Source organism: Thioalkalivibrio sp. ALE25 (genome assembly GCF_000377285.1).
Taxonomy (GTDB): domain Bacteria; phylum Pseudomonadota; class Gammaproteobacteria; order Ectothiorhodospirales; family Ectothiorhodospiraceae; genus Thioalkalivibrio.
In genome coordinates this window covers 251,719-271,683 of record NZ_KB897925.1, presented here as the reverse complement: position 1 = coordinate 271,683, position 19,965 = coordinate 251,719, and the positions used below count along the sequence as shown (strand labels likewise).

32 protein-coding genes are annotated in these 19,965 nt (G+C 65.1%); 1 reads left to right on the top strand and 31 read right to left on the bottom strand.

The window, feature by feature from the left end; translation table 11 throughout:
• Nucleotides 1-4 precede the first annotated feature (4 nt).
• From miaB to C996_RS0101405, 3 genes are all read right to left on the bottom strand, one after another.
• Complete coding sequence (gene miaB, locus C996_RS0101415; RefSeq protein ID WP_018865691.1) at nucleotides 5-1,357, bottom strand: tRNA (N6-isopentenyl adenosine(37)-C2)-methylthiotransferase MiaB; 1,353 nt, start codon at nucleotides 1,355-1,357, stop codon at nucleotides 5-7.
• Nucleotides 1,358-1,404: 47 nt separating this feature from the next.
• Entirely contained in the window at nucleotides 1,405-1,881 is a 477-nt protein-coding gene (ssb, locus tag C996_RS0101410; RefSeq protein WP_018865690.1) for a single-stranded DNA-binding protein, read from the bottom strand.
• 109 nt (nucleotides 1,882-1,990) lie between these two features.
• Nucleotides 1,991-3,361, bottom strand: coding sequence for an MFS transporter (locus tag C996_RS0101405; protein ID WP_018865689.1), 1,371 nt, complete (start codon nucleotides 3,359-3,361; stop codon nucleotides 1,991-1,993).
• Nucleotides 3,362-3,534: 173 nt separating this feature from the next.
• Between C996_RS0101405 and uvrA the strand changes: the two genes are divergently transcribed.
• A complete protein-coding gene (gene uvrA / locus C996_RS0101400) occupies nucleotides 3,535-6,387 on the top strand; it encodes an excinuclease ABC subunit UvrA (protein WP_018865688.1) in 2,853 nt (950 codons plus the stop codon).
• A gap of 121 nt (nucleotides 6,388-6,508) precedes the next feature.
• On the opposite strand, the gene rplQ is transcribed toward uvrA, so the two are convergent.
• The 28 genes from rplQ to rpsJ form a co-directional block, all read right to left on the bottom strand.
• Nucleotides 6,509-6,898, bottom strand: coding sequence for a 50S ribosomal protein L17 (gene rplQ / locus C996_RS0101395; RefSeq protein WP_018865687.1), 390 nt, complete (start codon nucleotides 6,896-6,898; stop codon nucleotides 6,509-6,511).
• A 43-nt stretch (nucleotides 6,899-6,941) separates the two neighbouring features.
• On the bottom strand, nucleotides 6,942-7,931 hold the full coding sequence (gene rpoA / locus C996_RS0101390; RefSeq protein ID WP_018865686.1) for a DNA-directed RNA polymerase subunit alpha: 990 nt from the start codon (nucleotides 7,929-7,931) through the stop codon (nucleotides 6,942-6,944).
• Between the two features lie 30 nt (nucleotides 7,932-7,961).
• Nucleotides 7,962-8,582, bottom strand: coding sequence for a 30S ribosomal protein S4 (rpsD, locus tag C996_RS0101385; RefSeq protein ID WP_018865685.1), 621 nt, complete (start codon nucleotides 8,580-8,582; stop codon nucleotides 7,962-7,964).
• A gap of 15 nt (nucleotides 8,583-8,597) precedes the next feature.
• On the bottom strand, nucleotides 8,598-8,987 hold the full coding sequence (gene rpsK, locus C996_RS0101380) for a 30S ribosomal protein S11 (RefSeq protein ID WP_017941093.1): 390 nt from the start codon (nucleotides 8,985-8,987) through the stop codon (nucleotides 8,598-8,600).
• Between the two features lie 21 nt (nucleotides 8,988-9,008).
• Complete coding sequence (gene rpsM / locus C996_RS0101375) at nucleotides 9,009-9,365, bottom strand: 30S ribosomal protein S13 (protein WP_017941092.1); 357 nt, start codon at nucleotides 9,363-9,365, stop codon at nucleotides 9,009-9,011.
• Between the two features lie 66 nt (nucleotides 9,366-9,431).
• On the bottom strand, nucleotides 9,432-9,545 hold the full coding sequence (gene rpmJ / locus C996_RS13905; protein ID WP_018881305.1) for a 50S ribosomal protein L36: 114 nt from the start codon (nucleotides 9,543-9,545) through the stop codon (nucleotides 9,432-9,434).
• Between the two features lie 15 nt (nucleotides 9,546-9,560).
• Nucleotides 9,561-10,907, bottom strand: a complete 1,347-nt coding sequence (gene secY, locus C996_RS0101370; protein WP_018146441.1) for a preprotein translocase subunit SecY — start codon at nucleotides 10,905-10,907, stop codon at nucleotides 9,561-9,563.
• A gap of 3 nt (nucleotides 10,908-10,910) precedes the next feature.
• Complete coding sequence (gene rplO, locus C996_RS0101365) at nucleotides 10,911-11,342, bottom strand: 50S ribosomal protein L15 (RefSeq protein WP_018865683.1); 432 nt, start codon at nucleotides 11,340-11,342, stop codon at nucleotides 10,911-10,913.
• Nucleotides 11,343-11,344: 2 nt separating this feature from the next.
• On the bottom strand, nucleotides 11,345-11,524 hold the full coding sequence (gene rpmD, locus C996_RS0101360) for a 50S ribosomal protein L30 (RefSeq protein ID WP_017941089.1): 180 nt from the start codon (nucleotides 11,522-11,524) through the stop codon (nucleotides 11,345-11,347).
• 3 nt (nucleotides 11,525-11,527) lie between these two features.
• Complete coding sequence (gene rpsE / locus C996_RS0101355) at nucleotides 11,528-12,034, bottom strand: 30S ribosomal protein S5 (RefSeq protein WP_018865682.1); 507 nt, start codon at nucleotides 12,032-12,034, stop codon at nucleotides 11,528-11,530.
• 26 nt (nucleotides 12,035-12,060) lie between these two features.
• The gene (gene rplR / locus C996_RS0101350; protein WP_017941087.1) at nucleotides 12,061-12,414 is read right to left on the bottom strand and encodes a 50S ribosomal protein L18; all 354 of its coding nucleotides are present in this window, start codon (nucleotides 12,412-12,414) and stop codon (nucleotides 12,061-12,063) included.
• A 10-nt stretch (nucleotides 12,415-12,424) separates the two neighbouring features.
• A complete protein-coding gene (gene rplF / locus C996_RS0101345; protein WP_018865681.1) occupies nucleotides 12,425-12,955 on the bottom strand; it encodes a 50S ribosomal protein L6 in 531 nt (176 codons plus the stop codon).
• Between the two features lie 10 nt (nucleotides 12,956-12,965).
• On the bottom strand, nucleotides 12,966-13,358 hold the full coding sequence (rpsH, locus tag C996_RS0101340; protein ID WP_017941085.1) for a 30S ribosomal protein S8: 393 nt from the start codon (nucleotides 13,356-13,358) through the stop codon (nucleotides 12,966-12,968).
• Between the two features lie 14 nt (nucleotides 13,359-13,372).
• Entirely contained in the window at nucleotides 13,373-13,678 is a 306-nt protein-coding gene (rpsN, locus tag C996_RS0101335; RefSeq protein WP_018865680.1) for a 30S ribosomal protein S14, read from the bottom strand.
• 15 nt (nucleotides 13,679-13,693) lie between these two features.
• Nucleotides 13,694-14,233, bottom strand: a complete 540-nt coding sequence (rplE, locus tag C996_RS0101330; protein ID WP_018865679.1) for a 50S ribosomal protein L5 — start codon at nucleotides 14,231-14,233, stop codon at nucleotides 13,694-13,696.
• Nucleotides 14,234-14,250: 17 nt separating this feature from the next.
• Nucleotides 14,251-14,565 (bottom strand): 50S ribosomal protein L24, encoded by a 315-nt coding sequence (gene rplX, locus C996_RS0101325; RefSeq protein ID WP_018865678.1) that lies wholly within the window; start codon nucleotides 14,563-14,565, stop codon nucleotides 14,251-14,253.
• A gap of 7 nt (nucleotides 14,566-14,572) precedes the next feature.
• Nucleotides 14,573-14,941, bottom strand: a complete 369-nt coding sequence (gene rplN, locus C996_RS0101320; protein ID WP_017941081.1) for a 50S ribosomal protein L14 — start codon at nucleotides 14,939-14,941, stop codon at nucleotides 14,573-14,575.
• Nucleotides 14,942-14,963: 22 nt separating this feature from the next.
• A complete protein-coding gene (gene rpsQ, locus C996_RS0101315; protein ID WP_018865677.1) occupies nucleotides 14,964-15,230 on the bottom strand; it encodes a 30S ribosomal protein S17 in 267 nt (88 codons plus the stop codon).
• 4 nt (nucleotides 15,231-15,234) lie between these two features.
• Complete coding sequence (gene rpmC, locus C996_RS0101310; protein ID WP_018865676.1) at nucleotides 15,235-15,429, bottom strand: 50S ribosomal protein L29; 195 nt, start codon at nucleotides 15,427-15,429, stop codon at nucleotides 15,235-15,237.
• Complete coding sequence (rplP, locus tag C996_RS0101305; protein WP_017941078.1) at nucleotides 15,429-15,842, bottom strand: 50S ribosomal protein L16; 414 nt, start codon at nucleotides 15,840-15,842, stop codon at nucleotides 15,429-15,431. The genes rpmC and rplP overlap by 1 nt, the downstream gene beginning before the upstream one ends.
• A gap of 10 nt (nucleotides 15,843-15,852) precedes the next feature.
• Complete coding sequence (gene rpsC / locus C996_RS0101300) at nucleotides 15,853-16,533, bottom strand: 30S ribosomal protein S3 (RefSeq protein WP_018865675.1); 681 nt, start codon at nucleotides 16,531-16,533, stop codon at nucleotides 15,853-15,855.
• Nucleotides 16,534-16,535: 2 nt separating this feature from the next.
• Nucleotides 16,536-16,877 (bottom strand): 50S ribosomal protein L22, encoded by a 342-nt coding sequence (rplV, locus tag C996_RS0101295; RefSeq protein WP_018865674.1) that lies wholly within the window; start codon nucleotides 16,875-16,877, stop codon nucleotides 16,536-16,538.
• Nucleotides 16,878-16,886: 9 nt separating this feature from the next.
• A complete protein-coding gene (rpsS, locus tag C996_RS0101290) occupies nucleotides 16,887-17,159 on the bottom strand; it encodes a 30S ribosomal protein S19 (protein ID WP_018139876.1) in 273 nt (90 codons plus the stop codon).
• Nucleotides 17,160-17,171: 12 nt separating this feature from the next.
• Nucleotides 17,172-17,993: a 50S ribosomal protein L2 gene (gene rplB, locus C996_RS0101285; RefSeq protein ID WP_018865673.1), complete on the bottom strand. Its 822-nt coding sequence runs from the start codon at nucleotides 17,991-17,993 to the stop codon at nucleotides 17,172-17,174.
• Nucleotides 17,994-17,995: 2 nt separating this feature from the next.
• Entirely contained in the window at nucleotides 17,996-18,292 is a 297-nt protein-coding gene (rplW, locus tag C996_RS0101280) for a 50S ribosomal protein L23 (protein ID WP_017941073.1), read from the bottom strand.
• Complete coding sequence (gene rplD / locus C996_RS0101275) at nucleotides 18,289-18,894, bottom strand: 50S ribosomal protein L4 (protein ID WP_018865672.1); 606 nt, start codon at nucleotides 18,892-18,894, stop codon at nucleotides 18,289-18,291. Before rplD ends, rplW begins: the two co-directional genes overlap by 4 nt.
• 4 nt (nucleotides 18,895-18,898) lie before the next feature.
• The gene (gene rplC / locus C996_RS0101270; RefSeq protein ID WP_018865671.1) at nucleotides 18,899-19,543 is read right to left on the bottom strand and encodes a 50S ribosomal protein L3; all 645 of its coding nucleotides are present in this window, start codon (nucleotides 19,541-19,543) and stop codon (nucleotides 18,899-18,901) included.
• 110 nt (nucleotides 19,544-19,653) lie between these two features.
• Nucleotides 19,654-19,965, bottom strand: coding sequence for a 30S ribosomal protein S10 (gene rpsJ / locus C996_RS0101265; RefSeq protein ID WP_018865670.1), 312 nt, complete (start codon nucleotides 19,963-19,965; stop codon nucleotides 19,654-19,656).

Sequence of the window (19,965 nt, the reverse complement as noted above, 5' to 3'; positions counted from 1 at the left end):
CCGGTCAGGCGCCGACGGCCGCAGACATGGCCCGCTCCACGGTTCGGCCGCGCAGGGAATGCGCCAGGGCATCGGTGATCTCGACCGGGATCATCTGCCCGATCAGGCCGGGGTCGCCGGCGAAGTTCACGATGCGGTTGTTCGCCGTGCGTCCGGCCAGTTCGCCGGGATTGCGCTTGGCCGGGCCCTCGACCAGCACGGGCTCGATGTTGCCGACCATGGCCTGGTTGCGTTCGCGCCCGTGCTGCTCGATCAGGGCCTGCAGCTCGGCCAGACGGGCCTTCTTGGTGGCCAGCGGCACGTCGTCCGGCAGCGAGGCCGCCGGTGTGCCCGGACGGGCGCTGTAGATGAAGCTGAAGGAGAAGTCGAAGTGCAGCTCCTCGATCAGCTTCATAGTCGCCGCGTGGTCGGCATCCGTCTCGCCGGGGAAGCCGACGATGAAGTCGGAGGACAGGTCCAGGTCCGGGCGCGCCTCGCGCAGGCGGCGGATCTTGGACTTGTATTCCAGAATCGTGTGGCCGCGTTTCATCTGCGCCAGGATGCGGTCGGAGCCGCTCTGTACCGGCAGGTGCAGGTGACTGACCAGCTTGGGCTCGTCGGCAAAGGCCTGGATCAGCGAATCGGAGAACTCCACCGGGTGCGAGGTGGTGAAGCGGATGCGTTCGATCCCGTCCACCGCGGCGACGTAGTGAATCAGCAGCGCGAGGTCGGCGGTATCACCGTCCTCCATCGGCCCCTGATAGGCATTCACGTTTTGTCCCAGCAGGTTGATCTCCCGGACCCCCTGCGCGGCCAGCGCGACCACCTCGGCGATCACGTCGTCGAACGGCCGGCTGATCTCGTCACCGCGGGTATAGGGCACCACGCAGAAGCTGCAGTACTTGGAACAGCCCTCCATCACCGAGACGAACGCGGTCGGGCCATCGGCCTTCGGCTCCGGCAAGCGGTCGAACTTCTCGATCTCGGGGAAGGAGATATCCACCACCGGCGCGCGCTCGCGGCGCACCGACTGGATCATGGCCGGCAGGCGGTGCAGCGTCTGCGGGCCGAACACCAGGTCCACGTACGGAGCGCGTTCGCGCAGGGCATCACCCTCCTGGCTGGCGACACAGCCCCCCACGCCGATGATTACCTCCGGCCGGCGCTCCTTGATCTGGCGCCAGCGCCCCAGCAGCGAGAAGACCTTCTCCTGCGCCTTCTCGCGGATGGAGCAGGTGTTCATCAACAGGACATCGGCCTGCTCCGGATCGTCGGTACGCTCGGCCCCGTGCAGCTCGCGCAGCGCGTCGAGCATGCGATCGGAGTCGTACTCGTTCATCTGGCAGCCGTGCGTCTGAATATAGACCTTGCGGATCATGCTCTCGGTACTTCGCTGGTTGGGCCGGTCAGGGATCGCCGTGCGTTCTAGAAGGGGACGTCGTCGTCATCAAAGCCACCGGAGACCGGGGCGCTGCTGCGGTTGCCACCCTGCTGGCCGCCACCGCCATAGGCATTGCCGCCGCCATAGCCCGGGTCCTGATCGAACCCGCCACCGCCGCCGCCCCCGCGACCGCCGATCAGCTGCATGTCGTTGGCGACCACCTCGGTGCTGTAGCGGTCGTTGCCGGACTGGTCCTGCCACTTGCGCGTCTGGATCTTGCCTTCGATATAGACCTGCGAGCCCTTGGACAGATACTGCGCGGCGATATCCGCCAGGCGCCCGAACATCACCACCCGGTGCCATTCGGTGTTCTCGCGCTTCTCGCCGGAATTCTTGTCGGTCCACTGTTCCGACGTTGCCAGACGCAGGTTGGTGACGGTAACCCCGTTGGGGGTCTCGCGCTTTTCCGGGTCGGCCCCGAGGTTGCCGAGCAGGATGACTTTGTTGACGCCGCGGGCCATGGGGCCTCCTTCAGTCGGGCATGGAGAGACAGACCCGATAGTGTAGCAGCCCGCCCCCGCCGCGACAGTGCACCGGTCCACGACGCGGAGCGGGCACGTCCTGCCGGCGCTACCGGGAGGGCGGGCGCGCCAGCCAGGCCGCCAGCTCGGGGGTATCCGGACCGCCGGGCTCCACCTTCAGGTAGAGGGACCCGGCGTCCGGCGACAGCTCGGCCTCGTGCACCCCCGGCCAGTGCGCGATCAGTCGCAGCAGCTCGGCCTCGCGACCGGACCAGTGGGCGGGCAGCGCCAGCACGCGGTTGGAGCGGTAGCGCGGCTGCATCCCGCGCGCCCCCCACCACCACAGCAGCAGCAAAGGCACCCCGGCGAGGAACACGCCGACCGGCCCGGCGACCGTCAGCAAGGCGCCCCCCAGCACTCCGCCGGCGAAGATCCCGAGGAACTGCGCGGTGGCGAAGCCGCCCATCGCGGTGCCCTTGTGGGCCACCGGCGCGACGCGTGCCACCAGGGACGGCAATCCGGCCTCCAGTAGATTGAACGCGGCGAAGAACAGGATCATCAAGGCGCCCAGCGTCCACAGGCCGCCACCGTCCAGCACCAGCAGGGCCAGCAGGACCTGCACCCCGGCCAGCAGGAGGATCGCCGCGCGCAGCACGCCGTGCACGCGCCGCCGCCGCTCGCCGAAGATGATCCCCGGCAGCATCAGCACGAACCCCGCCAGCAGGACCGGCACATAGAACTTCCAGTGACTCGCCCCGGGCAGCGCCAGGGTCTCCAGCAGCAGGACCGGGATCACCAGGAAGTTCGCGGCCAGCACCAGGTGCAGCACGAAGATGCCGAGATTCAGGCGCAACAGGTCGGGGGCGCGCAGGACCCGCGGCAACGCGGACCACACCGGCACCATGTCCGGATGCCTGCGCACCCGATCCGGGCTCGGCACCCACAGGAACAGGATCACGATCGCGACCAGCCCGAGCAGCGCAGAGAGGCCGAAGACCCCCTCCAGCCCCGCCGCACGGTCCACCAACGGGCCCAGGGCCATCGCGGCGGTAAAGGTCAGACCGATGGTCAAGCCGATGGCAGCCAGCGCCCGCATCCGGCGCTCCTCGCCGACCAGGTCCGCCGTCAGGGCCAGGATCACCGCGGCCACCGCGCCGGCCCCCTGCAGGGCACGCCCGAGGATGATGCCGTGGATGGTCTCCGCCAGCGCGGCCACCAGGCTGCCGGCAACGAACAGCAGCAGGCCGGCCAGGATCAGCGGCTTGCGCCCCACGCGGTCGGACAGCAGCCCGAACGGGATCTGCAGGACCGCCTGGGTGAGGCCGTAGATCCCCAGCGCCAGCCCCATCAGCAGCGGGGTCGCGCCAGGGATACGGTCGGCATGCAGCATAAAGACGGGCAGGACCATGAACAGGCCCGCCATGCGCACGCCATAGATCGCCGCGAGCCCGGTGGTGGCGCGCAACTCGCGCGGGCTCATGGCGTCCGGAACCGGCGCATGGACGGAGGGGTGTTCATGGCAGCGGAGTTTACCGGCAACCCCGGCGCGGAAACCATGGCGCCGCACGCCCGGGTGTTAACATGGTCGGTTTGCGGTACCCCGGATCGCCGGGCACACCGCGCGACGCAACCCGGTGGAGTCGACCCAGCCCCATGGACAGCATCAGCATTCGCGGCGCCCGTACCCATAACCTGAAAAACGTGGACCTCGATCTGCCGCGCGAGCGGCTGATCGTGATCACCGGCGTCTCCGGCTCGGGCAAGTCGTCGCTGGCCTTCGACACCCTGTTTGCCGAAGGCCAGCGCCGCTACGTGGAGAGCCTGTCCACCTATGCCCGGCAGTTCCTGTCGATGATGGAGAAACCCGACGTCGACCAGATCGAGGGCCTGTCGCCGGCGATCTCCATCGAACAGAAGAGCACCTCGCACAACCCGCGCTCCACCGTCGGCACCATTACCGAGATCTACGACTACCTGCGCCTGCTGTTCGCCCGCGCCGGCGAACCGCGCTGCCCGGAACATGGCGAGACCCTGGCCGCGCAGACCATCTCGCAGATGGTGGACCAGGTGCTGGAGCTGCCGGAGGGCGACAAGGTCATGCTGCTCGCGCCCGTGGTGCGCGGACGCAAGGGCGAGCATCACAAGATGCTGGAGGCGATGCGTTCCCAGGGGTACCTGCGCGCGCGCATCAATGGCGAGATTCACGACCTCGATGCCCTGCCGGCGCTGGACCCGAAGCGCAAGCACAACATCGAGATCGTGATCGACCGCTTCCGCGTGCGCGAGGACCTGCGCCAGCGTCTGGCCGAGTCCTTCGAGACGGCCACCGAGCTCGCCGACGGCCTGGCCCTGATCGCCTGGATGGACGAGCCGGAACGCGAACCGATGATCTTCTCCGCCCGCTTCGCCTGCCCGGTCTGCGGGTATGCGCTGCGCGAGCTGGAGCCGCGCCTGTTCTCGTTCAACAACCCGGCCGGGGCCTGCCCCACCTGCGACGGCCTGGGCGTACACCAGTTCTTCGATCCCGAGCGCGTGGTCTCGCAGCCGGAGCTGAGCCTGGCCGGCGGGGCCGTGCGCGGCTGGGACCGACGCAACGCCTGGTACTTCAGCCTGCTGACCAGCCTGGCCCGGCACTACGGCTTCGACGTAGAGACCCCGTGGCAGGAGCTCCCCGCGGAGGTGCGCGCGGTGGTCCTGCACGGCTCCGGCAAGGAGAAGGTCAAGCTCGCCACGCCCGCCGCCAACGGCCGCCTGCGCACCGACGAACGCGTGTTCGAGGGCGTGATCCCGAACCTCGAACGGCGCTACCGCGAGACCGACTCCTCTGCCGTGCGCGAGGAGCTGGGCCGCTACCTGGCGGAGCAGCCCTGCCCCGACTGCCACGGCACGCGCCTGAATTCCGCCGCGCGCCATGTGTTCGTCAATGACTTGACCTTGCCGGAGGTCACGCACATGAGCGTGGCCAATGCCCAGACCTTCTTCAGCGACCTGCGCCTGCCCGGGCGTTTCGCCCAGATCGCGGAGAAGATCGTGCGCGAGATCTCCGCGCGCCTCGGCTTCCTCAACGATGTCGGGCTCGACTACCTGACGCTGGACCGCTCCGCCGACACCCTGTCCGGCGGGGAAGCCCAGCGCATCCGGCTGGCGTCGCAGATCGGCTCGGCCCTGGTCGGCGTCATGTACATCCTCGACGAACCCTCCATCGGCCTGCACCAGCGCGACAATGCGCGGCTGCTGAACACCCTCAGCCACCTGCGCGACCTCGGCAACACCGTGATTGTCGTCGAGCATGACGAAGACGCCATCCGACAGGCCGATCACGTAGTGGACATCGGACCGGGCGCCGGCCGCCACGGGGGCCAAATCGTCGCCTCCGGGACCCCCGAGGCCGTCGCCGCGCATCCTGAATCACTCACCGGTGCCTACCTGCGGGGCACACGATCTATCGCGGTCCCGGAACAGCGCCACGCTGCCGATCCGGAAGCCGAAATCCGGGTGATCGGCGCGCGCGGCAACAATCTCAAGGGCGGCGATTTCGCCTTCCCTACGGGCCTGTTCACCTGCGTCACCGGCGTGTCCGGATCCGGCAAGTCGACCCTGGTCAACAACACCCTTTATCCGGCCGTCGCGACCGCCCTGCATGGGGGCCGCCACCACATCGAGGCCCACGAGCGCATCGACGGCCTGGAACGCATCGACAAGGTCGTCGACATCGACCAGAGCCCGATCGGGCGCACACCGCGCTCGAACCCGGCGACCTACACCGGACTGTTCACACCCATCCGCGAGCTGTTCGCCGCAACCGCCGAAGCCCGCTCGCGCGGCTACAAGCCGGGGCGCTTCTCTTTCAACGTCCGTGGCGGGCGCTGCGAGGCCTGCCAGGGGGATGGCGTGATCAAGGTCGAGATGCACTTCCTCCCGGATGTCTTCGTGCCCTGTGACGTCTGCAAGGGCCATCGCTACAACCGCGAGACGCTGGAGGTGCGCTACAAGGGCAAGAACATCCACGAGGTCCTCGAGATGACTGTGGAAGAGGCCCTCGACTTCTTCCAGCCCGTGCCGGTCATCCACCGCAAGCTGGAGATGCTGATGGAGGTCGGGCTGTCCTACATCCAGCTCGGCCAGAACGCGACCACCCTCTCCGGCGGCGAGGCCCAGCGCATCAAGCTGGCGCGCGAGCTCTCCAAGCGCGACACCGGACGCACCCTCTATATCCTCGACGAACCCACCACCGGGCTCCATTTCGAAGACATCGCCCAGCTCCTGCGCGTGCTCCACCGCCTGCGCGACCACGGCAACACCATCGTCGTGATCGAGCACAACCTCGACGTGATCAAGACCGCTGACTGGCTGATCGACATCGGGCCCGAAGGCGGCAGCGGCGGCGGCGAACTGCTGGTCGCCGGCACCCCGGAGACCGTCGCCGCCACCCCCAACAGCCACACCGGCCAGTTCCTCGCGCCGCTCCTGGCCCCGGCCGCCCGCCCTCGGGCCGTCTCCAACTGAAGCCGCGCATCCCGCGACCGGCTCGCAAACACCCCGCCCCGGACGCAAGAAAGCCGGCACGAGGCCGGCTTTCTTGGGACCGCCACCCCCGAGAGGGTGCGGTTCATTGCACTGCGAAATCTCAGGCGGCTTCGCCGTCCCCGGAATCGCCCTCGGGGCGATCCACCAGCTCCACGTAGGCCATCGGGGCGTTGTCACCCGGACGATTGCCACACTTGAGGATACGCAGATACCCACCCGGGCGCTGCTGATAGCGCGGACCCAGCTCACTGAACAGCTTGCCCACGATCTCCTTGTCGCGCAGACGCGCAAAGGCCGTGCGACGGCCATGCACGCTGTCTTCCTTGGCCATGGTGATCAGCGGCTCGGCGACCCGGCGCAGTTCCTTCGCCTTGGGCAGCGTGGTCTTGATCAGTTCGTGCCGGAACAGGGCCACGGACAGGGCCTGAAACGTGGCCTTGCGGTGCGAGCTGTTACGGCCCAGCTGACGGCCGGAATGACGATGACGCATGAGAGGCTTCCTCTAGAAAAACGATGGGCGCAGGGCGCCGTGATTACTCGTTGTCGTCGCGCAGACCCGGCGGCGGCCAGTTCTCGAGACGCATGCCCAGCGACAGCCCATGGGTCGCCAGCGTGTCCTTGATCTCGGTGAGCGACTTCTTGCCGAGGTTCGGCGCGCGCAACAGCTCGACCTCGGTGCGCTGAACCAGGTCCCCGATGTAGTACAGGTTCTCCGCCTTCAGGCAGTTCGCCGAACGCACCGTGAGCTCCAGTTCGTCCACCGGACGCAGCAGGACCGGGTCGATCGCACCACCGGCGGTCCCGACCACCTCGCCGGCCTCTTCCTGGAGGTCGACGAACGGGGCCAGCTGGCCCTGCAGGATCGTCGCTGCCTGACGCACCGCGTCATCCGGCGCGATCGCACCGTTGGTCTCCAGTTCCAGCACCAGGCGGTCCATGTCGGTACGCTGCGCCAGACGCGCGCTCTCGACGCGGTAGGACACGCGGCGGATCGGGCTGAAGCTGGCATCCAGCAGCAGTCGGCCGATGCCCGTATCGTCGCCCGCCTCGGACTGGCGTCGGGCGCTCACGGGCTCATAGCCACGGCCGGCCCGCGCGGTCAGCGTCACGTCCAGGTCGACGTTCTTGGTGATGGTCGCGATCACGTGTTCAGGATTCACGACCTCCACGTCATGGTCCACCTGGATGTCACCCGCCGTCACCACGCACGGACCCTTCTTCTTCAGGGTCAGGGTGGATTCGTCACGGCTGTGCATGCGCAGCGCCACGCCCTTGAGGTTCAGCAGGATGTCAACGACGTCCTCCTGCACCCCTTCGATCGTGGTGTATTCGTGCAGCACGCCCTCGATCCGGGCCTCGACGATCGCGGCACCGGGGATGGACGACAGCAGCACACGCCGCAGGGCATTGCCCAGGGTATGCCCGAAACCGCGTTCCAGCGGCTCGAGCGCGACCTTGGCCTGATTCCGGTTCTCGGCCTCGACCTCGATCTGCTGTTTCTTGACCAGTTCGTTCGACTGCATTGTGACTCCTGGCGCCAGGCCGAAAAACGATTACTTCGAGTACAGCTCGACGACGAGCGACTCGTTGATGTCCGCGGGCAGATCCGAACGGTCCGGGATCGCCTTGAAGGTCCCTTCGAACTTGCTGGTGTCGACTTCGACCCAGCTCGGGAAACCGGTCTGCTCGGCCAGGGTCATCGCATCCTGGATGCGGACCTGCTTGCGGGCCTTCTCGCGGACCGTGACCACATCCGACGGCTGAACCTGATAGGCGGCGATGTTCACCACCTGGCCATTCACCATGATCGCGCGATGCGCCACCAGCTGCCGCGCTTCCGAGCGGGTGGCGCCGAAGCCCATGCGGTACACGACGTTGTCCAGACGACCTTCCAGCAGCTTCAGCAGGTTCTCGCCGGTCGAGCCCTTGCGCTGGGCGGCCTTCTTGTAATAGTTGCGGAACTGCTTCTCCAGCACGCCGTAGATCCGGCGCAGCTTCTGCTTCTCGCGCAGCTGCACGGCATAGTCGGACAGGCGGGTACGGCGTTCACCGTGCTGACCCGGCGGCTTGTCCAGCTTGCACTTGGTTTCCAGCGCGCGGGCGCCGCTCTTCAGGCCCAGATCCACGCCTTCGCGGCGGCTGAGCTTGCACTTCGGTCCAATGTAACGAGCCATTCTCGAACTCCAGCCTTAAACGCGGCGTTTCTTGGGCGGCCGGCAGCCGTTGTGAGGGATCGGGGTCACATCACTGATATTCGTGATCTTGAACCCGGCATTGTTCAGCGCACGTACCGCCGATTCGCGACCCGGACCCGGGCCCCGCACCATCACGTCGAGATTCTTCACGCCGTGCTCGGCCGCAGTCGTCCCGGCTCGCTCGGCCGCAATCTGCGCCGCGAACGGCGTGGATTTGCGGGAACCACGGAAACCAGAGCCACCCGAGGTGGCCCAGCTGATCGTGTTGCCCTGCCGGTCCGTGATCGTGATGATCGTGTTGTTGAACGTGGCATATACGTGAGCCACGCCCTCGGCGATATTCTTGCGGACCTTCTTCTTGGTCCGAGTCTGCGCTTGTGCCATGTACCTGAGATCCCAGTCTGATTACTTGCGAATCGGGCGACGCGGGCCCTTGCGGGTGCGTGCATTCGTCTGCGTCTGCTGACCCCGCAACGGGAGGCCGCGGCGGTGACGCACGCCCCGGTAGCAGCCCAGGTCCATGAGCCGCTTGATGTTCATGCTGACTTCCCGGCGCAGATCCCCTTCCACGGGGATCTTGTCGATCTGCGCGCGCAGGGCATCGACTTCGGCATCGGTCAGATCCCGCACCTTGATGTCCCGACGCACACCCGCGGCATCGCAGATCAGGCCGGCCCGGGTGGGGCCAATGCCATAGATCGCGGTCAGCGCGATTACCGTGTGCTTCTGGTCAGGAATATTGATTCCAGCGACGCGAGCCATCCAACCTCTCCATCTAAATCCGGCAAAGCCGGCTATAGTAGCAATGAATATCCGTTACGCCAAGCGTTAGCCCTGGCGTTGCTTGTGGCGGGCATCCGAACAGATCACCCGCACCACACCGTTACGCCGAATCACCTTGCAGTTTCGGCAGATCGGCTTTACAGATGCACGTACCTTCATGGTTTTTCTCCTGGTCTAGCGGATCCCGGTCCCGCCGAAACCCTTCAGATTCGCTTTCTTCATCAACCCTTCGTACTGGTGGGACACCAGGTGCGACTGCAGCTGCGCCATGAAATCCATCACCACGATCACGATGATCAGAAGCGACGTCCCACCGAAGTAGAACGGCACGTTCCAGTACAGGATCAGGAACTCGGGCAGCAGGCAGACCGCAGTGATATAGACCGCGCCCACCGCCGTCAGCCGTGTCATGACCCCGTCAATAAACCGTTCCGTCTGCACCCCGGGACGAATCCCCGGAATGAAGGCGCCCTGCTTCTTCAGGTTCTCCGCGGTATCCCGGGAGTTGAACACCAGCGCGGTGTAGAAGAAGCAGAAGAAAATAATTGCGGCCGCATAGAACATCACATACAGCGGCTGCCCCGGAGCGAGCGTCGTCGAGATCTCGCGCAGCCAGTCCATCCCTTCCGCCTGCCCGAACCACTGCCCCAGCGTCGACGGAAACAGGATGATACTGGACGCGAAGATCGGCGGAATCACCCCGGCCATGTTCAACTTCAGCGGCAGGTGCGAGGACTGCCCGCCAACCATCTTCCGCCCCACCTGACGCTTCGCATAGTTGATCGTGACGCGTCGCTGACCGCGTTCGACGAACACGACGAACGCCGTCACCGCCAGCGCCAGCACGATCAGGATCACCACGAACGCCGCCGCCAGTTCGCCGGTCCGCGCCAGCTCGAGGGTGCCACCAATGGCGCCCGGCAGCCCCGCGACAATGCCGGCGAAGATGATGATCGAGATCCCGTTGCCGATGCCGCGCTCGGTAATCTGCTCGCCCAGCCACATCAGGAACAGGGTACCGGTCACCAGCGAGACGACCACCGTAAAGATAAAGATCGGCCCCGGGTTCAGCGCCATCGGCATGCCCTGAATGGTCTGTCCATTCAGAGCAATCCCGATCCCGATACTCTGAAACAGCGCCAGCGCCACGGTCCCGTAGCGCGTGTACTGCGTGATCTTGCGCCGCCCCTGCTCGCCTTCCTTCTTCAGCTGCTGCAAGGCCGGCACCGTGGCCGCCAGCAGCTGCATGATGATCGCGGCGGAGATATACGGCATCACCCCGAGGGCAAAGATCGACAGCCTTTCCAGCGCCCCGCCCGAGAACATGTTGAACATGTCCAGAATGGTGCCGCTTTGTTGCTCGAAGAACTGCGACACCGCGACCGGGTTGATGCCCGGCACCGGGATGAACGTACCGATCCGGTACACCACCAGGGCGCCCAGCACGAACAGCAAGCGTTGGCGTAACTCGGTAAAACCGGTGAGTCCGCCACCGGAACGTGCTGTCGCTCCACGCGCCATTATTTAGGCCTCGACGCTCCCGCCGGCCGCTTCGATCGCGGCCCGCGCACCCTTGGTCACACCCACGCCCTTCACGGCGCAGGCACGGGAGACTTCACCGGAGGCGAAGATCTTCGCGCTCTGGGCGTCGCTGCGCACGACACCGGCGGCCTTGAGGCTTTCCAGGGTCACGTCGCCGTCCACCTTGGCCAGCTCGCTCAGGCGCACTTCGGCCGCGTACTGCTGCTTGCGGGAGCGGAAGCCCACCTTCGGCAGGCGCCGCTGCAACGGCATCTGGCCGCCTTCGAAGCCGACCTTGGTGAAGCCGCCGGAGCGGGACTTCTGGCCCTTGTGGCCACGGCCGCCAGTCTTGCCCAGACCGGAACCAATGCCACGACCGACGCGCTTGCCCGGCTTGCGGGCGCCGTCGGGGCTTGCAATCTCATTCAGTCGCATCGTTAGACTTCCTCTACCTTCAGCAGGTACGACACCTTCTTGACCATGCCCAGATTTTCCGGGGTGGCCTCGACCGTCGAGGTGCTGTGGGTCTTGCGCAGCCCCAAGCCGCGGACGCACGCCTTGTGCGATGCGATGCGGCCGGCGGTGCTGCGTACCAGGGTCAGTTTCAGCTTGCTCATGGCTTAGCTCGTCACTTCGTCAACGGTCTTGCCGCGCTTGGCCGCCACACGCTCCGGCGAGCTCACCGTGGTGAGCCCGTCGATCGTGGCCTGCACGACGTTAATCGGATTGCGCGATCCCACGCACTTGGCAAGCACGTTACGCACCCCGGCCACTTCCAGCACGGCACGCATGGCCCCGCCGGCGATGATCCCGGTACCTTCCGAGGCGGGCTGCATGTAGACGTTCGCGGCACCGTGGCGGCCATTGACCGCGTAGTGCAGGGTCCCTTCGTGCAGGGCCACGTTGCGCATCTCCATCCGCGCCTGCTGCATTGCCTTCTGGATCGCGGCCGGAACCTCGCGCGCCTTGGCATAGCCATAGCCCACGCGACCTTCTCCGTCGCCCACCACCGTCAGTGCGGCAAACCGGAACTGGCGACCGCCCTTGACCACCTTGGCCACGCGGTTCACGCCAATCAGCTTTTCCTGCAGGCCGTCTTGCGCTTCGCTTACATCGTTACGTGCCATATCTCTCTCCGCTCGATCCCGTTTGACTAGAACTGCAGGCCGTTTTCACGTGCGGCGTCGGCCAGAGCCTTCACCCGTCCGTGATAACGGAAACCCGCGCGGTCAAACGCGACCTGTTCAATACCGGCCTTGCGCGCGCGCTCGGCAATCGCCTGCCCCACACGGGCCGCCGCCTCGGCGTTCCCGGTCGAACCGCCGGCATTCTTCAGATCCTTCTCCACCGTTGACGCCGCGGCGAGTACCGCGTCGCCGGACGGGGCAATGATCTGCGCGTACATGTGGCGGGGCGTCCGGTGGATACAGAGACGATGCACCCCCAGCTCACGGATCTTGAACCGTGCGCGACGCGCCCTCTTAAGTCTGGCCTCTTTCTTGTCCACTGGTGCCTACCTACTTCTTCTTGGCTTCTTTGCGCACAATGCGCTCGTCTTTGTACTTCACGCCCTTGCCCTTGTAGGGCTCCGGCGGGCGGAAGGCGCGAATATTCGCGGCCACCTGGCCCACCTTCTGGCGATCGGTCCCCTTGACCACGACCTCGGTCGGGGTCGGCGTTTCCACCGTCACACCCTCGGGGATCTCGAAGTCGATCGGATGCGAATACCCGAGGGTCAGGTTCAGCTTCGCGCCCTGCATCTGCGCGCGGTAGCCGACACCCACCAGCTCCAGGGCCCGTTCGAACCCCTGGCTGACACCGTGGACATGATTCCCGAGCAGCGCACGGATGGTACCGGCGAGCGCGACGTTTTTCGCATTCTCGGCGGCCTTCACACGCACCACGCCGTCCTCGACGGTAACCGTCACCGCCTCGGGGCAGGTGAGCTGAAGCTCGCCCTTCGGGCCCTTGATCTTGATCTCGCTGTCCGTCTGCTCCACGGACACACCGCTCGGCAGCTGGATCGGCAGATTTGCAATGCGCGACATGGCTGATTCCTCAGTAGATCTTGCAGAGGACCTCGCCACCCTGGCCAGCGGCCCGGGCTGCGCGGTCACTCATGACACCCTGCGGCGTGGAGATCACCGCGACACCAAGGCCCGCGTTGATCCGCGGCAGTTCGTCCTTGCCGCGATAGATCCGCAGACCCGGGCGGGAAATCCGTTCGACGGTCTCGATGACCGGCCGTCCCTCGAAATACTTCAGCTTCACCACAAGCTTCTTCTGTGCGGCTTCGCCCTCGACCTGCATGTCGCCCACGAAACCCTCTTCCGCGAAGACCTTCAGGATGCGCTCCTTGGCCTTGCTGTAGGGAATGGCGACCTGCTCCTTGTTCGCGCGCTGCGCATTGCGCACGCGGGTGAGCATGTCGGAAATCGGATCGGTCATCATCGCTTCAAATCTCCTTACCAGCTCGCCTTGCGCAGGCCCGGAATCTCGCCCTTCATGGCGTATTCCCGCAGCTTGTTGCGCCCCAGGCCAAACCGGCGGTAATAGCCCTTCGGCCGGCCGGTCACGCCACAGCGGTTCTTCTGACGCACGCGCGACGAATCACGCGGCAGTTTCTGCAGCGCATGCATGGCCGCCAGACGTTCCTCGGAGGACTTGGTGTCGTCCACCAGGATTGCCTTGAGTTCGGCCCGCTTGGCCGCGTACTTCTTTACCAGTCGTTCGCGCTTTTTCTCGCGCTCGACCATCGATACCTTCGCCATGTGCGCCTACCTCGTTTACTGCCGGAACGGGAATCGGAAGGCCTCCAGAAGGGCCTTGGCTTCCGCGTCCGTCTTTGCGCTGGTTGTGATGGTGATGTCCATGCCGCGCAGCTTGTCGACACGGTCGTAGTCAATCTCCGGAAAGATGATCTGTTCCTTGATGCCCAGGCTGTAGTTGCCGCGGCCGTCGAACGCCTTCGCGGAAAAACCGCGGAAGTCGCGTACCCGGGGCAGCGCCACATTGATCAGGCGATCCAGGAATTCGTACATCTGCCGGCGCCGCAGGGTCACCTTGCAGCCGATGGGATAATCATCACGGATCTTGAAGCCCGCAATCGACTTGCGTGCCTTGGTGACCACCGGCTTCTGCCCGGCGATCGCAGTCATATCACCGACCGCGTGTTCGATCACCTTCTTGTCCGCGACCGCATCGCCGAGACCCATATTGAGGGTCACTTTGGTGATGCGCGGAATCTCCATCACGTTGGCATAGCCGAACTGCTCGCGCAGGGCCTGCTTCACGTTGGATTCGTATTCTTCTCTCAAGCGTTCCATAAACCGTCCGTCCCGCGTTATGCGTCCACGACCTCGCCGTTCGAGCGAAAGACCCGCACCTTGCGGCCGTCTTCCAGGGTCTTGAACGACACGCGATCACCCTTGTCGGTTGCCGGGTTGAAGAGCATCACGTTCGAGACATCGATCGGCATTTCCTTCTCGATGATCCCGCCACCGACACCCTGCTGCGGGTTCGGCTTCTGATGCTTCTTCACCATGTTGATGTTCTGGACCAGGACCTTGCCGTCCAGGACCTTGATGATGGTCCCGCGGCGACCCTTGTCCTTGCCCGCGATCACGACGACATCGTCGCCCTTGCGAATCTTGTTCATCACGTCCTCACAGCACTTCCGGGGCGAGGGAGATAATCTTCATGTACTTCTCCCCTCGCAGTTCACGCGTCACCGGCCCGAAGATACGGGTGCCGATCGGCTGGTGCTGGTTGTTCAGCAGGACCGCGGCGTTGCGGTCGAAGCGGATGATCGAACCATCCGGGCGCCGCACGCCGGAGGCGGTACGCACCACGACGGCGTCGTACACATCGCCCTTCTTGACCTTGCCACGCGGGATCGCGTCCTTGACGCTCACCTTGATGACATCGCCCACACGGGCGTACCGGCGGTGCGAGCCGCCCAGCACCTTGATGCACTGGATGCGTCGGGCGCCGCTGTTATCGGCGGCCTCGAGCACGGTCTGCATTTGAATCATGACTTATCTCCTGGCAGCCGATTCAGAGCGCGTCCTGCCCGACCACTTCGATCAGGGCAAAGCGCTTCTGCTTGGAAACCGGCCGGCATTCACGGATACGAACCCGATCGCCCATGCGGGAAACGTTCTCCTCGTCGTGGACGTGCAGTTTCGTGCTGCGGCGGATGAACTTGCCGTACAGCGGATGACGCACGCGACGCTCGACCAGGACCGTCCGGGTCTTGTCCATCTTGTCGCTGATCACCCGCCCCACGACGGAACGCTGAGTCTTGGAACCTTCTTCGGTCATCTTCTTAGCCTGCCCTTCTGCGTTCATTCATCAGCGTCTTGATCTGCGCGATCTCGCGCCGCACCTTGCCGACGCGATCCGGGCGCGCGAGCTGTCCGATCGCCTTCTGCATACGGAGGCCGAACTGCTCCTTGTAGAGCGCTTCCAGCTCCTGGTTCAGATCGTCATCCGACTTCTTTCTGAGTTCTTCTGCTTTCATTACATCACCTGCCGACGGGTGAAGACCGTCTTGACCGGGAGCTTGGCGGCGGCCAGGCGCATGGCCTCGCGGGCCACGTCCTCGTGAACGCCTTCCATCTCGTAGAGCACGCGGCCGGGCTGGATCTTGCAGACCCAGTACTCCACGCCACCCTTGCCCTTGCCCATACGCACTTCAAGCGGCTTCTTGGTCACCGGCACGTCCGGGAACACCCGGATCCAGATCTTCCCGCCACGCTTGATGTGACGCACCATCGCACGACGCGCGGCCTCGATCTGGCGCGCGGTAATGCGACCGCGTTCAACGGCCTGCAGGCCGTACTCGCCGAAGCTGACCTTGGCACCGGTCGAGGCCATGCCCCGGTTCCGGCCCTTGAACTGCTTGCGGAATTTGGTTCTTTTTGGCTGCAACATGGTCTATGTCCTAGCTCGCGTTGGCCGCAGCGCGCGTCCCTTCGACCGGCTCGAGACCGAAGACTTCGCCCTTGAAGATCCACACCTTCACACCGATGATCCCGTAGGTCGTACGGGCCTCGGCGAAGCCGTAGTCGATATCGGCACGCAGGGTGTGCAGCGGCACACGCCCTTCCCGGTACCACTCGGAACGCGCGATCTCGGCGCCGTTCAGACGGCCGGAGACGTGCACCTTGATCCCCTGGGCACCCAGGCGCATGGCATTGCCGACGGCGCGCTTCATCGCACGGCGGAACATGATGCGGCGCTCGAGCTGCTGGGCAATCCCTTCCGCCACCAGCTGGGCCTCGATCTCGGGCTTGCGCACTTCCTCGATATTGATCTTGACGTTGCCCTGGTCCAGGCCCGTCTCCGCCGCGACTTCACGACGCAGCTTCTCGATGTCCTCGCCCTTCTTGCCGATCACGATCCCCGGACGCGCCGTATGGATCGTGATGTGCGCGGCCTTGGCCGGACGCTCGATAGTAATGCGGCTCACCGACGCGTGCGCGAGTTTCTTCTGCAGGAATTCGCGCAGCTTGATGTCGTTGTTCAGCGTCTCGCCAAATTCACGACCGTCGGCGTACCAGGTCGCCGACCACGGGCGAGAAATGCCCAGCCGGATGCCGGTTGGATGTACTTTCTGACCCATGGTTAGTTCGCTCCCTTCTCGCTAACGCCAATCACGATGTGACTGGTGCGCTTCATGATGCGGTTGCCGCGGCCCTTGGCACGCGCCTGCATGCGCTTGAGCACGGGGCCCTCGTCGACCTGGATGCGCGAGATGCGCAGCTCGTCGATGTCGGCGCCGTCGTTGTTCTCCGCATTGGCGATCGCGGATTCCAGCACCTTTTTCACGATGGCGGCCGGCTTCTTCGGGCTGAAGGTCAGCTCGTTCAGGGCCTCTTCCACGCGCATACCACGAACCTGGTCGGCGACCAGCCGCGTTTTCTGCGGCGAGATGCGCGCGTAGCGCAGTTTTGCAATCGTCTCCATCGTTCGTCCTCAGCGCGACTTCTTGTTGGCGATGTGACCCTTGAAGGTCCGCGTCAACGCAAACTCGCCCAGCTTGTGGCCGACCATGTTTTCGTTGACCAGCACCGGAACATGCTGACGCCCGTTGTGAACCGCGAGGGTGAGACCCACCATCTGCGGGATAATCATCGAGCGACGCGACCAGGTCTTGATCGGCCGGCGATCGTTCTTCTCGCGCGCCTCTTCCACCTTCTTGCGCAGGTGGTGGTCGACGAACGGGCCTTTTTTCAGTGAACGCGGCATGCTGGCACTCCGTTACTTCTTGCGCCGACGCACGATCATGCCGTCGGTACGTTTGTTGTTGCGGGTCTTGTAACCCTTGGTCGGACGGCCCCACGGGGTCACCGGGTGACGCCCGAAGTTGCGCCCTTCACCACCACCATGCGGATGGTCGACCGGGTTCATCGCGGTGCCGCGCACGGTCGGGCGCACCCCCGTCCAGCGCTTGGCACCGGCCTTCCCGAACTTCTTCAGGCTGTGCTCCGTATGCCCGACCTCCCCCACCGTGGCGCGGCATTCGGACGGGATGCGACGCATCTCGCCGGAGCGCAGCCGGATGGTGGCGTGGGCGCCTTCGCGGGCCACGACCTGGGCCGAGGCACCGGCGGAACGGGCGATCTGGGCGCCCTTGCCCGGCTTCATCTCGATGCAGTGAATCACCGTGCCGACCGGGATCGAGCGCAACGGCATGGCGTTACCGACACGAATCGGCGCCTGCGAGCCGCTGTGCACCGCGTCACCCTGCTTCAGGCCGCGAGGCGCGATAATGTACCGGCGTTCGCCGTCCGCGTACAGCACCAGTGCGAGATGAGCGCTACGGTTCGGGTCATATTCGAGCCGTTCAACCTTGCCCGGCACGTTGTCCTTGTTCCGCTTGAAGTCGACGATGCGATAGCGCTGCTTGTGCCCACCGCCCACATGACGGGTGGTGATGCGCCCGGAATTGTTTCGGCCGCCCGTGCGCGTCTGCTTCTCCACCAGCGCCGCATGCGGGGCGCCCTTGTGCAGACCGTCACCGCGGATCTGAACCGCGTGACGGCGTCCGGCCGACGTCGGATTGGTCTTGATAATCGCCATGACTAGACCTGTTCTCCTTCACCCATGTCGATGCTCTCGCCCTCGGCGAGCGCGACATAGGCCTTCTTCCAGTGGTTACGACGACCGAACTGGCGACCGAAGCGCTTGTTCTTGCCCTGCTGGTTCAGCGTGCGGACCTGCTGGACACGAACCTCGAACAGCTTCTCGATCGCGGCCTTGATCTCGGCCTTGTCGGCATCCGGCAGCACGCGAAACACGTACTGCCCGACTTCCCCGGCGTTGGTCGATTTCTCGGACACCACCGGACCCTGAATAATCTGCATCAGACGCGAATTCATGCCAGCCACTCCTCGAGCTTGCGGATGGCGCCTTCCGTGATCACGACCGTCTCGGCCCCGACCAGGTTGGCAGGATTGACGCCGTTGACGTCGATCACGTCCACGTGCGGCACGTTGCCGAGGGCGCGGGCGGTCATCGCGTCCTCTTCGGCCAGGACCACCAGACCCTTCTCCAGGCCCAGTTCCTTCAGCTTCGCGACGCCGTCGCGGGTCTTGCCGGATTCAACGGCAAAGCCCGCAACCACCTTCAGGCGATCCTGGCGCAGCAGCTCGGAGAGGATCGACGCCATCGCGGCGCGATACATCTTCTTGTTGAGCTTCTGCGAGAAATCCTGGGTGCGCGCCGCGAATACCTTGCCGCCCCCGGTCCACAGCGGGCTGCGGATGGTGCCGGCACGCGCACGGCCGGTGCCCTTCTGGCGGAACGGCTTGATGCCGCCGCCGCTCACCTGGGCGCGCGTCTTTTGCGCACGGGTGCCGCTGCGGGCTCCGGCGAGCTGCGCGACCACGCTCTGATGCACCAGGGATTCGTTGAATTCCCGCTCGAAGCAGACGGCGGACAGCTCGACGCTGGCCCCGGTATCGGCAGTCGTTACTTGCATTGTCTTAACCCTTCGCCTTCACGGCCGGACGAATCATCACGTCGGAACTCGGCGCGCCCGGCACGGCACCCTGAACCAGGACCAGACTGCGATCGGCGTCGACACGCACCACCTTGAGGTTCTGGATGGTCTTGCGCTCCGCGCCCATGTGGCCGGCCATCTTCTTGCCCTTGAACACACGGCCGGGGCTCTGGTTCTGCCCAATGGAACCCGGGGCACGGTGCGCCAGCGAGTTGCCATGGGTCGCGTCCTGGGTGCGGAAGTTGTGACGCTTCACCGCACCCTGGAAGCCCTTGCCCTTGCTCTGCGCGGTCACGTCGACGATCTGACCTTCCTCGAACCGGTCAACGGTGATCGCATCACCGGCGGCCAGGCCTTCCAGATCGGCCTCGTCCACGCGGAATTCCCACAGACCACGACCCGGTTCCACCGACGCCGCAGCAAAGTGACCGGCCTCCGGCTTGCTTACCCGAGACGGCTTGCGCGAGCCCGCCGTCACCTGGACCGCGTTGTAGCCGTCGCCTTCAGTGCGCTTGATCTGGACCACGCGATTGTTGTCCACCTCCAGCACCGTGACCGGCACGGAGACGCCGTCGTCCGTAAAGACGCGCGACATGCCGAGCTTGCGACCGATGAGTCCAAGAGCCATTACAAAACCCCTTCCGTATCAGACGGCGCTATCAAGCGCCCTAAAGCCGTGGCCCGGCGAAAATTCCGCCGGGCCACGGAAAGCCCAATAGTATGGCAGAAAATTTAACGTTAGTTAAGCCTGATCTGAACATTGACGCCCGCGGCCAGATCCAGCTTCATCAGGGCATCCACGGTCTTGTCGGTCGGATCGAGGATATCCATCAGGCGCTTGTGCGTACGCAGCTCGTACTGGTCACGCGCGTCCTTGTTGACGTGCGGGGAGACCAGGACCGTGTACGCCTCGCGCTTGGTCGGCAGCGGAATCGGCCCTTTGACCCGGGCGCCGGTCCGCTTCGCGGTCTCGACAATCTCGGCCGCGGAGCGGTCGATCAGTCGATGATCAAAGGCCTTCAGACGAATTCGAATGCGCTGGTTAGCCAT

Bases quoted from the DNA above. Each gene is read 5' to 3' on its own strand.
- rpsS (WP_018139876.1), bottom strand. From the start codon at position 17,159: ATGCCGCGTTCACTGAAAAAAGGCCCGTTCGTCGACCACCACCTGCGC.
- rplV (WP_018865674.1), bottom strand. From the start codon at position 16,877: ATGGAGACGATTGCAAAACTGCGCTACGCGCGCATCTCGCCGCAGAAA.
- rpsJ (WP_018865670.1), bottom strand. From the start codon at position 19,965: ATGGCTAACCAGCGCATTCGAATTCGTCTGAAGGCCTTTGATCATCGA.
- rplN (WP_017941081.1), bottom strand. From the start codon at position 14,941: ATGATTCAAATGCAGACCGTGCTCGAGGCCGCCGATAACAGCGGCGCC.
- rplD (WP_018865672.1), bottom strand. From the start codon at position 18,894: ATGCAAGTAACGACTGCCGATACCGGGGCCAGCGTCGAGCTGTCCGCC.
- rplX (WP_018865678.1), bottom strand. From the start codon at position 14,565: ATGAACAAGATTCGCAAGGGCGACGATGTCGTCGTGATCGCGGGCAAG.
- uvrA (WP_018865688.1), top strand. From the start codon at position 3,535: ATGGACAGCATCAGCATTCGCGGCGCCCGTACCCATAACCTGAAAAAC.
- rpmC (WP_018865676.1), bottom strand. From the start codon at position 15,429: ATGAAAGCAGAAGAACTCAGAAAGAAGTCGGATGACGATCTGAACCAG.
- rpoA (WP_018865686.1), bottom strand. From the start codon at position 7,931: ATGCAGTCGAACGAACTGGTCAAGAAACAGCAGATCGAGGTCGAGGCC.
- ssb (WP_018865690.1), bottom strand. From the start codon at position 1,881: ATGGCCCGCGGCGTCAACAAAGTCATCCTGCTCGGCAACCTCGGGGCC.
- rpsQ (WP_018865677.1), bottom strand. From the start codon at position 15,230: ATGACCGAAGAAGGTTCCAAGACTCAGCGTTCCGTCGTGGGGCGGGTG.
- rpsD (WP_018865685.1), bottom strand. From the start codon at position 8,582: ATGGCTCGTTACATTGGACCGAAGTGCAAGCTCAGCCGCCGCGAAGGC.
- rplQ (WP_018865687.1), bottom strand. From the start codon at position 6,898: ATGCGTCATCGTCATTCCGGCCGTCAGCTGGGCCGTAACAGCTCGCAC.
- C996_RS0101405 (WP_018865689.1), bottom strand. From the start codon at position 3,361: ATGAGCCCGCGCGAGTTGCGCGCCACCACCGGGCTCGCGGCGATCTAT.
- rplF (WP_018865681.1), bottom strand. From the start codon at position 12,955: ATGTCGCGCATTGCAAATCTGCCGATCCAGCTGCCGAGCGGTGTGTCC.
- rplE (WP_018865679.1), bottom strand. From the start codon at position 14,233: ATGGAACGCTTGAGAGAAGAATACGAATCCAACGTGAAGCAGGCCCTG.
- miaB (WP_018865691.1), bottom strand. From the start codon at position 1,357: ATGATCCGCAAGGTCTATATTCAGACGCACGGCTGCCAGATGAACGAG.
- rpsK (WP_017941093.1), bottom strand. From the start codon at position 8,987: ATGGCACAAGCGCAGACTCGGACCAAGAAGAAGGTCCGCAAGAATATC.
- rplC (WP_018865671.1), bottom strand. From the start codon at position 19,543: ATGGCTCTTGGACTCATCGGTCGCAAGCTCGGCATGTCGCGCGTCTTT.
- rpsC (WP_018865675.1), bottom strand. From the start codon at position 16,533: ATGGGTCAGAAAGTACATCCAACCGGCATCCGGCTGGGCATTTCTCGC.
- rplP (WP_017941078.1), bottom strand. From the start codon at position 15,842: ATGTTGCAGCCAAAAAGAACCAAATTCCGCAAGCAGTTCAAGGGCCGG.
- rplB (WP_018865673.1), bottom strand. From the start codon at position 17,993: ATGGCGATTATCAAGACCAATCCGACGTCGGCCGGACGCCGTCACGCG.
- rpmJ (WP_018881305.1), bottom strand. From the start codon at position 9,545: ATGAAGGTACGTGCATCTGTAAAGCCGATCTGCCGAAACTGCAAGGTG.
- rpsM (WP_017941092.1), bottom strand. From the start codon at position 9,365: ATGGCTCGCGTCGCTGGAATCAATATTCCTGACCAGAAGCACACGGTA.
- rpmD (WP_017941089.1), bottom strand. From the start codon at position 11,524: ATGAGCAAGCTGAAACTGACCCTGGTACGCAGCACCGCCGGCCGCATC.
- rpsN (WP_018865680.1), bottom strand. From the start codon at position 13,678: ATGGCGAAGGTATCGATGGTCGAGCGCGAGAAAAAGCGCGAACGACTG.
- rpsE (WP_018865682.1), bottom strand. From the start codon at position 12,034: ATGGCACGTAACGATGTAAGCGAAGCGCAAGACGGCCTGCAGGAAAAG.
- rplW (WP_017941073.1), bottom strand. From the start codon at position 18,292: ATGAATTCGCGTCTGATGCAGATTATTCAGGGTCCGGTGGTGTCCGAG.
- rpsH (WP_017941085.1), bottom strand. From the start codon at position 13,358: ATGATGACCGATCCGATTTCCGACATGCTCACCCGCGTGCGCAATGCG.
- rplO (WP_018865683.1), bottom strand. From the start codon at position 11,342: ATGCGACTGAATGAGATTGCAAGCCCCGACGGCGCCCGCAAGCCGGGC.
- secY (WP_018146441.1), bottom strand. From the start codon at position 10,907: ATGGCGCGTGGAGCGACAGCACGTTCCGGTGGCGGACTCACCGGTTTT.